At 63.2% G+C, this 12426-nt stretch carries 11 protein-coding genes and 1 tRNA gene; 9 read left to right on the forward strand and 3 right to left on the reverse strand.

What is annotated here, in order from left to right; all coding sequences use genetic code 11:
* The first annotated feature begins 159 nt into the window (after nucleotides 1-159).
* From NN662_RS03050 to NN662_RS03065, 4 genes are all read left to right on the forward strand, one after another.
* The gene (locus tag NN662_RS03050; protein WP_261928839.1) at nucleotides 160-1338 is read left to right on the forward strand and encodes a phosphoserine transaminase; all 1179 of its coding nucleotides are present in this window, start codon (nucleotides 160-162) and stop codon (nucleotides 1336-1338) included.
* 73 nt (nucleotides 1339-1411) lie between these two features.
* Nucleotides 1412-3007, forward strand: coding sequence for a phosphoglycerate dehydrogenase (gene serA / locus NN662_RS03055; protein ID WP_261928840.1), 1596 nt, complete (start codon nucleotides 1412-1414; stop codon nucleotides 3005-3007).
* 193 nt (nucleotides 3008-3200) lie between these two features.
* On the forward strand, nucleotides 3201-4220 hold the full coding sequence (locus NN662_RS03060) for an LLM class flavin-dependent oxidoreductase (RefSeq protein WP_261928841.1): 1020 nt from the start codon (nucleotides 3201-3203) through the stop codon (nucleotides 4218-4220).
* 194 nt (nucleotides 4221-4414) lie between these two features.
* Nucleotides 4415-6331: a methyl-accepting chemotaxis protein gene (locus NN662_RS03065; protein ID WP_410010901.1), complete on the forward strand. Its 1917-nt coding sequence runs from the start codon at nucleotides 4415-4417 to the stop codon at nucleotides 6329-6331.
* A 129-nt stretch (nucleotides 6332-6460) separates the two neighbouring features.
* Here the strand turns inward: NN662_RS03065 and NN662_RS03070 are convergent, their stop codons facing one another.
* Nucleotides 6461-6670 carry a cold-shock protein gene (locus tag NN662_RS03070; RefSeq protein WP_261928843.1) on the reverse strand — a complete coding sequence of 70 codons (210 nt, stop codon included), beginning with the start codon at nucleotides 6668-6670 and terminating at the stop codon, nucleotides 6461-6463.
* Nucleotides 6671-6880: 210 nt separating this feature from the next.
* Nucleotides 6881-7582, reverse strand: coding sequence for an SDR family oxidoreductase (locus NN662_RS03075; RefSeq protein WP_261928844.1), 702 nt, complete (start codon nucleotides 7580-7582; stop codon nucleotides 6881-6883).
* 250 nt (nucleotides 7583-7832) lie between these two features.
* On the opposite strand from NN662_RS03075, the gene NN662_RS03080 reads away from it, so the two are divergent.
* A complete protein-coding gene (locus NN662_RS03080; protein ID WP_261928845.1) occupies nucleotides 7833-8258 on the forward strand; it encodes a PepSY domain-containing protein in 426 nt (141 codons plus the stop codon).
* A 107-nt stretch (nucleotides 8259-8365) separates the two neighbouring features.
* Nucleotides 8366-8941, forward strand: a complete 576-nt coding sequence (locus tag NN662_RS03085; protein WP_261928846.1) for a helix-turn-helix transcriptional regulator — start codon at nucleotides 8366-8368, stop codon at nucleotides 8939-8941.
* Nucleotides 8942-9317: 376 nt separating this feature from the next.
* Here NN662_RS03085 and NN662_RS03090 read toward each other — a convergent pair whose 3' ends face one another.
* Nucleotides 9318-9776 (reverse strand): carboxymuconolactone decarboxylase family protein, encoded by a 459-nt coding sequence (locus tag NN662_RS03090; protein ID WP_261928847.1) that lies wholly within the window; start codon nucleotides 9774-9776, stop codon nucleotides 9318-9320.
* A gap of 127 nt (nucleotides 9777-9903) precedes the next feature.
* Here NN662_RS03090 and NN662_RS03095 point away from each other — a divergent pair, with 127 nt between their 5' ends.
* From NN662_RS03095 to NN662_RS03105, 3 genes are all read left to right on the forward strand, one after another.
* Nucleotides 9904-10779, forward strand: coding sequence for a sigma-70 family RNA polymerase sigma factor (locus NN662_RS03095; protein ID WP_261928848.1), 876 nt, complete (start codon nucleotides 9904-9906; stop codon nucleotides 10777-10779).
* A gap of 172 nt (nucleotides 10780-10951) precedes the next feature.
* Entirely contained in the window at nucleotides 10952-12148 is a 1197-nt protein-coding gene (gene mnmA, locus NN662_RS03100; protein WP_261928849.1) for a tRNA 2-thiouridine(34) synthase MnmA, read from the forward strand.
* A 191-nt stretch (nucleotides 12149-12339) separates the two neighbouring features.
* Nucleotides 12340-12416 (forward strand) — tRNA-Met (locus NN662_RS03105).
* Nucleotides 12417-12426: the final 10 nt, after the last annotated feature.

Consider the following 12426-nt stretch of genomic DNA (forward strand, 5'->3'; position numbering starts at 1 on the left):
AGATACGGCGGCGGCGGTTCGGCGCTGAAGCGCGGACGATGCGACAAAATGTTTTCTGGCTGCGTCACAGTCCTCTTGACTCGACTCTGGCCTTCCAATATTTCCGGCGGCGGGACACTCCTCCCCAACGAGGAGCTTTCTATCTGGAAGGATAGCCAAATGACTGAACTCGCCAAGCCGGACACCCGTCCGAACAATACCCATTTCTCTTCTGGCCCCTGCTCGAAGCGCCCCGGTTGGTCGCTCGACGCACTTTCCGACGCTCCCCTCGGCCGCTCGCACCGCGCGAAGGTCGGCAAGGCGAAGCTGAAAGAGGCCATCGACCTTACCCGTGAAATTCTCAACGTGCCCGCCGATTACCGCATCGGCATCGTGCCCGCATCCGACACCGGCGCCGTCGAAATGGCGCTCTGGTCGCTGCTCGGCGAACGTGGCGTCGACATGCTCGCCTGGGAAAGCTTCGGCTCCGGCTGGGTCACCGACGTGGTCAAGCAGCTGAAGCTCAAGGACGTCCGCAAGTTCGAGGCCGACTACGGCCTGCTGCCGAACCTCGCCGAAGTCGATTTCGACCGCGATGTCGTCTTCACCTGGAACGGCACCACCTCCGGCGTCCGCGTTCCCAACGCCGACTTCATTCCGGCCGACCGCAAGGGCTTGACGATCTGCGATGCGACCTCCGCGGCGTTCGCCCAGGATCTCGATTTCGCCAAGCTCGACGTCGTCACCTTCTCCTGGCAGAAGGTTCTCGGCGGTGAGGGCGGCCACGGCATGCTGATCCTCAGCCCGCGCGCCGTCGAGCGGCTGGAGAACTACGTTCCGGCCTGGCCGCTGCCGAAGATCTTCCGCATGACCAAGGGCGGCAAGCTGATCGAAGGCATCTTCGTCGGCGAGACCATCAACACGCCGTCGATGCTCTGCGTCGAGGACTATCTCGACGCGCTGAAGTGGGCAAAGTCGCTCGGTGGCCTCAAGGCCCTGATCGCCCGCGCCGATGCCAACGCCAAGGTCATCCACGATTTCGTCGATGCCAATGACTGGATCGCCAACCTGGCCGTCAAGCCGGAAACCCGCTCCAACACCTCCGTCTGCCTGAAGATCGCGGACGCCGAGGTGGCTCAGCTGGATGCCGACGCGCAGGCCGCCTTTGCGAAGGGCATGGTCTCGGCTCTGGAAAAGGAAGGCGTGGCCGTCGATATCGGCGCCTATCGCGATGCTCCCTCCGGACTGCGCATCTGGGCCGGCGCGACCATCGAGACCGCCGATATGGCGGCATTGATGCCGTGGCTTGCCTGGGCCTTCGAAAAGCAGAAGGCATCGCTTTCCAAGGCCGCCGCCTGATCGATTTCGAGGTGTCGCCCGGAGCGGCACCTCTTCCTTCCCGTTTTCAGACTATCATTGAAGGAGGCCTGCCATGGCACCTCGCGTACTCGTATCCGACGAACTGTCGGAAACCGCCGTCCAGATTTTCCGCGACCGCGGCGTCGAAGTCGATTTCATGCCGAAGCTCGGCAAGGACAAGGAAAAGCTTCTCGAGCTGATCCCGCAATATGACGGTCTCGCGATCCGCTCGGCCACCAAGGCCACCGAGAAGCTGATCGAGGCCGCCGCCAATCTGAAGGTCATCGGCCGCGCCGGTATCGGCGTCGACAATGTCGACATTCCGGCCGCGTCGCGCCGCGGCATCATCGTCATGAACACGCCGTTCGGCAACTCCATCACGACGGCGGAACACGCCATCGCGCTGATGTTCGCGGTTGCCCGCCAGCTTCCTGCCGCTGATGCCTCCACCCAGGCCGGCAAGTGGGAAAAGTCGAAGTTCATGGGCGTCGAAATCACCGGCAAGACGCTCGGCGTGATCGGCGCCGGCAATATCGGCTCCATCGTCTGCGCCCGCGCCATCGGCCTGAAGATGAACGTGATCGCCTATGATCCCTTCCTGTCGAAGGAACGCGCGCAGGAGATGGGCGTCGAAAAGGTCGAGCTCGACGAGCTGCTCGCCCGCGCCGATTTCATCACCCTGCACGTACCGATGACCGACAAGACCCGCGGCATTCTCGGCAAGGACGCGCTCGCCAAGACCAAGCCGGGCGTTCGCATCATCAACTGCGCGCGTGGCGGCCTCGTCGACGAGGCGGCGCTTGCCGAAGCGATCAAGTCCGGCCATGTCGCCGGTGCCGCCTTTGACGTGTTCGAGGTGGAGCCCGCCACGGAGAGCCCGCTCTTCGGCCTGCCGAATGTCGTCTGCACGCCGCATCTTGGCGCATCGACCACGGAAGCCCAGGAAAATGTTGCGCTTCAGGTTGCCGAGCAGATGTCCGACTATCTGATGAAGGGCGCCGTCTCCAACGCCATCAACATGCCGTCGATCACGGCCGAGGAAGCACCGATCCTGAAGCCGTTCATCCGGCTCGCAGACGTGCTTGGCGCCTTCGTCGGTCAGGTCACCGAGAGCGCCATCAAGGAAATCGAGATCCTCTACGACGGCTCCACGGCGTCCATGAACACCAAGGCGCTGACGAGCGCGCTTCTGGCCGGCCTCATCCGCAGCCAGGTCGCCGACGTCAACATGGTTTCGGCGCCGATCATGATCAAGGAAAAGGGCATCATCCTGTCTGAGGTCAAGCGCGACAAGTCGGGTGTCTATGACGGCTACATCAAGCTAACCGTCAAGACCGCCAACCAGACGCGCTCGATCGCCGGTACCGTCTTCTCCGACGGCAAGCCGCGCTTCATCCAGATCAAGGGCATCAACATGGATGCGGATGTCGGTCCGCACATGATCTACCTGACCAATACCGACGTTCCGGGCATGATCGGCTTCATCGGCACCACGCTCGGTTCGGCCGGTGTCAACATCGCCAACTTCCAGCTTGGCCGCGACACGCAGGGCGGCGATGCCATCGCGCTCCTCTACGTTGATGGCGAAGTTGACGAAGCCGTTCTGGACAAGCTCCGCGCCAACCAGGCGATCCGCCAGGTCAAGCAGCTCGTCTTCAACGTCGACTGATCATAAAAGCCTCCCAAGGCAAATCGCGAACCCGGTGCAGGCGACTGCGCCGGGTTTTTCCGTCTTGCGGGCCGGACAGGGTGATAAGAGGCTTAGCCGAAGACGCAGCGTTCACCGCCCGGAGGCTGTATCACGCACGGGATTCGTGCGAGAAGGGTGCATATCTCAGTCACTACCCGCGGAATTCTGTCCCATGAAAAAGATCGGCTTTCTCTCCTTCGGCCACTGGTCGCCCTCGCCACAGTCCGGCACGCGCTCGGCAGGCGACGCCCTGTTGCAGTCGATAGACCTCGCCGTGGCGGCGGAAGAACTCGGGGCGGATGGCGCCTATTTCCGTGTCCACCATTTCGCCCGCCAGCTGGCTTCGCCGTTTCCGCTGCTCGCTGCCGTCGGCGCGAAGACCAGCCGCATCGAGATCGGTACGGGCGTCATCGACATGCGCTACGAGAACCCGCTCTACATGGCGGAGGATGCGGGCGCCGCCGACCTGATTTCCGGCGGCCGGCTGCAGCTCGGCATCAGCCGCGGCTCTCCCGAGCAGGTGATCGAGGGCTATCGCTATTTCGGCTACGTGCCGGCCGAGGGGTCCTCTGACGCCGATATGGGCCGTGGGCATGCGGAAGTCTTTCTGGAAGCCTTGAAGGGAGAGGGGTTTGCCGAGCCCAATCCGCGGCCGATGTTCCCGAACCCGCCGGGCCTTCTGCGGCTGGAGCCGCATTCGGAAGGCCTGCGCGACCGCATCTGGTGGGGCGCCGGATCCAACGCCACGGCGCAATGGGCGGCGAAGCTCGGCATGAACCTGCAATCGTCGACGCTGAAGGACGACGAGACGGGCGAGGCTTTCCACATTCAGCAGGCCAAGCAAATTCGTGCATACCGCGAAGCCTGGAAGGAGGCCGGCCATACGCGGACCCCGCGTGTCTCCGTCAGCCGCTCCATCTTTGCCATCGTCTCCGACATGGACCGCGCCTATTTCGGTCACAGCAAGGATCAGGACTCGATCGGCTATATCGACGCAAACACCCGCGCCATCTTCGGCCGGTCCTATGCGGCGGAACCGGAACAACTTGTGAAGCAGTTGAAGGAGGACGAGGCGGTGGCCGAGGCTGATACGCTTCTTCTAACCGTCCCGAACCAGCTTGGGGTAGCGTATAACGCCCATGTCATCGAGGCCTTGCTGAAGTATGTCGCGCCGGAACTTGGCTGGCGGTAATCAAACGCTCTTCAATACAACCCTTCGGTGCAGGTTCGTCCTGCGATTGATTTTGGTGGTATTGCGCGACATTTCACAATCGTCTTTTCCCGGATGTTTCAGGCCTTTGGCGGACTTGATGTTTGCCAGTTTATGCCTTCGTTAATCATGTCTGTGTAATTTTGACGCATGATCAAACGAGGATGCGCCGGAACATGAAATTGACGATTGCCAAAATGCTGACGTTGATGTCGGGGCTGATGATCGTGGTGGCTCTGGGACAGGGCCTTTTCGCCGCTCGGTCCTTCGACAGCATCAGTCAAAGCGTCGGTCTGATTTCGGAAACCCGGGTTCCCTCCTTCATTCTTCTGGGTCAGATGAATGCGGATCTGGGTGATGTCCGGATCGCGCAAAGCAGCGTCATCAACGCGCCTGCCGATCAGCGCGCCAAGTTCACGCCCGTCCTGGCGGAGGCGACCTCCCGCATCGCCAAGGATTTCGATGACTATCAGACGCGTCTCGTCGATGATGCCGACAAGGCATATTTTGCCGACGTCAGGGCCAAATGGGATGCTGCCGACCGGACATGGCAGGAAGTCTACAAGCAGTTCCAGGCCGGCGACGAGGATGCTGCGCGGGCGCTGTTCTTCGGTGATGCGCTCAGCGCCTATCAGGCCACCGGCGAAGCCCTGCAGGGTGCCGTGGACGATATGGCCGGTGACACGAAGAACGAAGGTGCGAGGGCATCGCACCTCGCCTCTACGGCTCAGCTCGGCACGTATATCGCGCTGGCAATCGCCTTCTGCATCGGTCTTGGCGCCGCCATCTTCGGCGCCCGCGTGATTGCCGCGCCATTGACGCGCATGTCGGCAGCCATGCGAAGCCTGACCGAGGGCCATACGGATATCGCCATCCCCGGCGTCGGGCGCAAGGACGAGATTGGCGACATGTCCCATGCCCTGGGCGTGTTCCGCGAGGCGGCCATCGCCAACAAGCGGCTTGAGGCGGAGGCCGAGGAAAACCGCAAGCGCGCGGAATCCGAGCGCGTTGCAGTACAGCAGCGCGCCGAGGAAGAGGCTGCCGAGCGGCTGCGGGCAGCAACGTCCGGCTTGGCCACCGGGCTGAAGCGTCTCGCCGAAGGCGATCTCGCATTCCAGCTGAACGAGCCCTTCGCGCCCGATTTCGAAGCGCTGCGGCACGACTTCAACCAGTCCGTCCGCCAGCTTGGGACGACCCTGACATCGGTGATGCAGAGTATCCAGGCGATCGAGGTCGGAACGCAGGAGATCGCCTCCGGTGCCAACGACCTGTCGCGGCGCACTGAACAGCAGGCCGCCTCGCTGGAGGAAACGGCGGCTGCCGTCGAGGAGATCACCTCGAACGTGCAGAATTCGGCGAAGCGGACGGAAGAGGCTCGCACGATCGCTGCCGAAGCCAATACGTCCGCGACCCAGTCCGCGGGCGTCGTCTCCCATGCCGAAGAGGCGATGCGCAAGATCGAGGGAAGCTCGGAGCAGATCTCCAACATCATCGGTGTGATCGACGAGATCGCCTTCCAGACGAATCTGCTGGCGCTCAATGCGGGCGTCGAGGCGGCCCGGGCGGGAGATGCCGGCAAGGGCTTCGCCGTCGTCGCCCAAGAGGTGCGCGAGCTCGCACAGCGCTCCGCGCAGGCGGCCAAGGAGATCAAGGACCTGATCCGCAATTCCTCCGTCGAGGTGGAAAGCGGCGTGCGTCTGGTCCGCGATGCCGGTACGGCGCTGAACACGATCTGCGGCTTCATCGTTTCGATCAACGAGCACATGGAATCGATCGCTGTGTCCGCCAAGGAGCAGTCGACGGGTCTCCAGGAGGTCAATCAGGCGGTCAATGCCATGGATCAGACAACGCAGCAGAATGCCGCGATGGTCGAGCAGTCGAATGCCGCCTCCAACTCGCTGGCGCAGGAAGCCGTCCGGCTCAAGGACCTCGTCAGCCGCTTTCAGCTCGACGGGATGGCAACGGTCCAGGCCTCCTCGCTCCGCCAGACCGCCAAGGCGATGTCCCGCCCGCAATCTGCCGCGGCCATGGTTCAGCGTCCGGCCAAGGTCGCCGCAGCAGGTGCCGGCGGCGGCAACTGGGAAGAATTCTGAGGCACGGATCACCAAAGCCGGCTCCATCGGAGCCGGCGGACACCACAAAGAAAAACGGCGCCCTAGAGGGCGCCGTTTCCGTATTCAGGGTCGTCAACCTTTGCATCCGAGACCGGATGCTGGCGCCAATTAGGCGGCCTGCAGGTTGCCGGCAGAGGTCTTGCCCGAACGCTTGTCGGTGACGAGCTCGTAACGCACCTTCTGGCCGTCTGCGAGCTGGCCGAGGCCGGAGCGCTCAACTGCGGAGATGTGGACGAATACGTCGGCGCCGCCGTTGTCAGGCTGGATGAAGCCGTAACCCTTGGTCGTGTTGAACCACTTTACCGTACCGGTGTTCATAACGATTTCCTTTCATATGAATCGTTGTTGGTTGCCTGCGATACCCTACAGGCGATGGGTCGATTATGAGAGGAAATCTTCAACCGCCGGAGCGGTGCGTGGAAGTTCGCTAGCAATGTTCGATGCGGCTGATATAAGTGATTTTCCGAGTTTGTACAATCCGCTTGGTGAACTTTGCGAGCCAGCGCCTTGAGATAGCGACCGGAACCCTCACACACCGCGCATGATGCCGCCGTCGACCCGGATGTTCTGCCCCGTGATATAGCCGCCGCCGTCGGACGCCAGGAAGGCGATCGTCGCGGCGATTTCCTCCGCCGTGCCGTAGCGGCCCATCGGGATCTTGTCGCGGCGCTCCTCCTTTTCAGGCAGGCTGTCGATGAAGCCCGGCAGCACATTGTTCATGCGGATGTTGTCCGGCGCGTATTTGTCGGCGAAGAGCTTGGTGAAGGCGGCGAGGCCGGCGCGAAAGACGCCCGACGTCGGGAACATGGCGTCCGGCTCGAATGCCCAGGCGGTGGAGATGTTGATGATCGCGCCACCGCCTTGGGCCTGCATGAGCGGGGTGACCAGCCGGGTCGGGCGGATGACGTTCAGGAGGTAGTAGTCCATGCCCTTGTGCCAGTCCTCGTCGGATATCTCCAGCACCGGCCCCTTCGGGCCATGGCCGGCACTGTTGACGAGCACGTCCACCCGGCCATGCCGGGCGATGGCCTCGTTGACCAGGCGGCCGATGTCGTCGTTGGACAGATTGGAGCCGGTGACGCCAAAGCCGCCGAGCTCTTTCGCCAGCGCCTCTCCCTTGCCGGAGGAGGAGAGAATGCCGACCGTATAGCCATCGGCCGCCAGCCGTCTTGCCGCCGCCGCACCCATGCCGCTGCCGCCCGCCGTCACCAGTGCCACCTTGTCGCTCATCGTGCTTCTCCTCTTTCCTCTCTGTTCCGTGACGTTTTGCACGCTTATCGCACCGCCTGTCCAGAGACGGAAAATCGGAAAGTCATTCAAAGCCTTCCGGCAAGGCTGCTTCCGATTTCGTTCATAAACCGAAGTTTATTCGGCCCTCCTAAGCCGGCGGCCAATATCCCGCCCGCCGGTCTCTGGGGATGGTTTGCCTGTCGGCTGCCCGATTCGGCGGCCAGGATCTACCGGAGGAAAACCGATGCGGATGAAACGAAATCTGATGTCGCTGGCCATGCTCGGCTTCATGTGCGGCTCGGCCCTGGCCGGAACCGTCGATGACCTATTGGCGGGCCTTGCAGCGCAGGGCTTCACCGTGACCGAGGTGAAGCGGACCATTCTCGGCAATTACAAGATCGAGGCGAAAGGCAGCGGCGGTGTCGAACGCGAGGTCGTCTACAATCCCTATCTCGACAAGGTGCTGCGCGACAAGACCGACAGCGAGGACCGTCATTCCGGCCGTTCGGGCTCTTCCAGCCGCTCGGCGAGCAGCGGCAGCGACGACAGTGATGACGATGGCAATGATGACGGCGCCGATCACGACAGCAATGACGATCATGGCGGCGATTCAGGCCATGACAGCGGCTCCGATCACGACAGCGGCGGCGACGATCACGGCGGCGGAGACGACTGAAGTCATTTCGTTTGACAGCGGCATGTCTTGATGAACACTTGCCGCTATCGGCCACTCCCGGAAAATCCGCCTTCCGGGAGTGGTGTCTACGTCGGGGGGCTCAACTCATGATGCGGTTCTTCCCTTTCGGAAAGCGGCCTCTGCATCGGCCGATCGCCGGGGCGCAACGTTTTCGCCTGCTGCTGGCGCTGATCTCCGCCCAGATGCTGCTGTCATTCGTCCTGATCCTCGAATTCATCGCCTACGACGTTCGCGGCTACGACAACATTCCCTGGGAAATCGTCGAGATGTTCGAACTGGCCGAGGCGCTGTCGGCCATCCTCAGCATCGGCGTCGGCATCTACGTCATCTTCTTCCTGCTTCGGCGGAATTTCCACGTCGAGACCCAGCTGCAGGCAGCCTCCGGCGCCATGCATGCGCTGATGCTGCAGCGCTTTGCCGAATGGCAGCTGTCGCCCTCCGAGACGGAGGTGGCTCTCTTTACCATCAAGGGCATGAGCACGGCGGAAATGGCGCGCCTGCGCGGCACCAGCGAGGGCACGATCAAGGCGCAGACGGCGGCCGTCTATCGCAAGGCGGGCGTCGGCAACCGCACCCAGCTTCTCGGCCTCTTCGTCGAGGAACTGATCGGCGGGCCGATCACGCTTCCCACTCCGGAGCCGGTCGTCGTGAGCGGCGCCTGAAGCCTGCCTGCCGACCGTAAGTTTGTCCCCCTAAATTCACGCCTTCTGCGCCCATGCTATCTTCAGCCCGTCGCCAACGAGACGTCCCGGACGTGATGCCGGACCATACAGGACGCAAGCCGTTGCGTGCTGGCGGGTTGTGCATGTCGCCCGATGACTGAAATGTCTTCGGGACCATGCGCTGAAATGATGTGCCTTGGAGGCACGCAAGGCCCTGCCGCGAGGCATGGCCGCAGAGGGATCCGCGGACAAAAACCGCCGAACGGGGCGCTCGAAAGGGCTACCTTTACATAAATTCGATGCGGCACTTTCGAGCGCTTCGTCCTCACGACAAGAAAACCGCGCGAGCATGGCCCGCGCGGCGGATACGCATGCCCTAGCGCTTGATCGAGCCTGCAACCTGTTTCACGGCCGCGTTGAAGCGGTTCCAGACGTTGATGGTGCCGATCGTGGTGATGAGGGCGGCGAGCGCCTTTTCATCGTAATGCCGGCGGGCATCCTCCCAGATCTCGTCCGATACCGGTTCGGCCTTGTCGGCAAGCCGGGTCAGCGCCTCGGCAAGCGCAAGGGCGGCGCGCTCGGCCTCGGTGAAGTAGGGCGTGTCGCGCCAGGCGGCGACAGAGAAAAGGCGGTCGTCGGATTGGCCGGCCTTCCGCAGATCTTCGGAATGCATCTGCACGCACACGCTGCAGCCGTTGATCTGGCTGGCACGCAGGTGCACCAGTTCCCGGGTCACATAGGGCAGGCCTTCCTGGTCTGCGGCCTTGGACAGCGCGAAAAGGGCCTGCATGGCGCTCGGAAGAACAAAGGCGGGGTTTGGCATTCTGGCTTGCATGGTAAGTCTCCATCGGGTTTGGTTTCGCCTCGAACGCAGGCTTCCGATATTTTCCGGTTTGATCGGTCACATCGGCCAGACTTCGTTCGTCATGGCCTTGACGGATGAAACCCAGGGAGTGTGACAGATGGAGGCGAAAAAAGTACTGGCGGCGAAATTCGAGGCCGATCGCAACCGGTTGCGGGCGGTCGCCTACCGCATGCTGGGCTCGGCAAGCGAGGCCGACGATGCTCTGCAGGAGGCCTGGCTGCGGCTCACCCGTGCAGAGGCTGACGGCATCGACAATCCCGGTGCCTTCCTGACGACGGTGGTTGCCCGCATCTGCCTCGACATGCTGCGCGCGCGCAAATCGCGCCGCGAGGACCCGATCGAGGCGCCGGGGCTCGCCATGGACGAGAAGCCGGCGGCGGACCTCGGGCCGGAGGACGAAACGCTGATGGCGGATTCCGTCGGCCTCGCCCTGCTCGTCGTGCTCGAAACCCTCAACCCGGCCGAACGCCTCGCCTTCGTGCTGCACGACATGTTCGATGTCTCGTTCGAGGAAATCGCCACGATCGTCGACCGGACGCCGGAGGCGACGCGCCAGCTTGCCAGCCGCGCCCGCCGCCGGGTGCAGGGAGCCGAGCCGCCGGACAGTGCCTTTGCTGCCCGCCGCCGGATCGTCGATGCCTTTCTTGACGCCTCGCGCGGCGGCAATTTCGAAGCGCTGTTCGACCTGCTCGATCCCGATGTCGTCTTCAAGGTCGATGAGGCGGCAATCCGGCTGGGAAACAAGGCGGAGACCCTCGGCGCGACCGCCGTTGCCAAGGCCTTTCTCGGTAGGGCGCACGCCGCCCATCCGGCCCTTCTCGACGGCCGCCTCGGCATCGCCGTCGTGCCGCCCGGCAAGTCATTGCTCCTGGTCCTCGCGATCGCCTTCAAGGATGGCCGTATCGCCGAAATCAGCGCGGTTGCAGATCCTGAACGTCTGGCGGCGCTCGATGTCGCCATGCTGGAGGAATGACGGGGAGGCGCCGGAAAATCGCGCCACCCTTGCGTGACAGGGCATTCGCTTCTATATCAGCCGCCAATGTCTGCCGTCCGCGGCCCGGCCAAGATCAGGCCGGGAAGGGCGGTGAGGACGACATGATGCAGATTCACATCCAACCTTGACCTGGACTGGCGGATCGGAACCGATGAACACACTTGATATCGACAAGAAGCCGGAAGACACCCGGGTCGTCGTCGCCATGTCCGGCGGCGTGGATTCCTCCGTCGTTGCCGGCATTTTGAAGCGCGAGGGCTATGACGTCCTCGGCATCACCCTGCAGCTCTACGACCATGGCGCCGCCGTGCACCGGGCCGGCTCCTGTTGCGCCGGACAGGACATCGATGATGCCCGTCGCGTCTGCGAAACGCTCGGCATTCCCCATTACGTGCTCGATTACGAGGCGCGCTTCCGCGACACGGTGATCAACCCGTTCATGGAAAGCTATGTGGCCGGCGAAACGCCGATCCCATGCGTCTCCTGCAACCAGACGGTCAAGTTCGCCGATCTGCTGGCAACCGCCAAGGAACTCGGCGCCGATGCTCTGGCGACCGGCCATTACATCCGCTCGCGGCCCAATCCGACGGCCGATGATGCGGGCCGCCGTGCGCTCTTCCGCCCGGTCGACAGCGACCGCGACCAGAGCTACTTCCTGTTTGCCACGACGCAGGAGCAGATCGACTACCTGCGCTTCCCGCTCGGGCATCTCTCGAAGGCGGAGACCCGCGAACTGGCGGAAGAGATGGGCCTCGTCGTCGCCCAGAAGGCCGATAGCCAGGACATCTGTTTCGTGCCGCAGGGCAAGTATTCCGACATCATCACCAAGCTGAAGCCCGATGCGGCGCTTGGCGGCGATATCGTCCATATCGACGGCCGCGTGCTCGGCAGCCACGATGGCATCCTGCATTACACGATCGGCCAGCGGAAGGGCCTGGGTGTGGCCACCGGCGAGCCGCTCTACGTCGTCTATCTCGATGCCCGCGGCCGCCGCGTCATCGTCGGCCCGAAGGAAGCGCTCGACACGCGCCGGGTCTATCTGCGCGAGGTCAACTGGCTCGGCGATGCTGCGCTCGAAGAGGCGGCGAAGGACGGTTTTGCCTGCTACGCCAAGCTGCGCTCCACCCGCGCGCCGGCGCCGGCCGTGCTGCATGCGGACGACAACGGCGTCTATGTCGATCTCGAGATCGGCGAAGCCGGCATCGCGCCCGGCCAGGCCTGCGTCCTCTATTCCGGGATCGGCGCCGACGAGCGCGTCTATGGCGGCGGCTTCATCGACCGGTCGGAACGCTCCGAGGATGCCGAAGCGGCGCTCAAAGCCCTTCTCGCCCGCCCCGTGGCCGCCTGAACCGGATCGGGCAGGCCGGCAGCCAACCATCGGAAAAGCCCGCATTTGCGGGCTCTTCCTCGCGGTCCCGGGAGAGGCGATTTTTTGCCCTTTTCGCGCTTGACAGCCAAGCCCGCCCCGCCCTATAAGCCCCCAATCCTGACGGCCCGGCGCTTCGTCCTTCGAGGCGCCTTTTTAACGGCCCAAGACCCGGCGGAGTAGCTCAGTAGGTTAGAGCAGAGGAATCATAATCCTTGTGTCGGGGGTTCGAATCCCTCCTCCGCTACCAAAAATCTTCA

This window comes from Rhizobium sp. NRK18 (genome assembly GCF_024385575.1).
Lineage (GTDB): Bacteria > Pseudomonadota > Alphaproteobacteria > Rhizobiales > Rhizobiaceae > JANFMV01.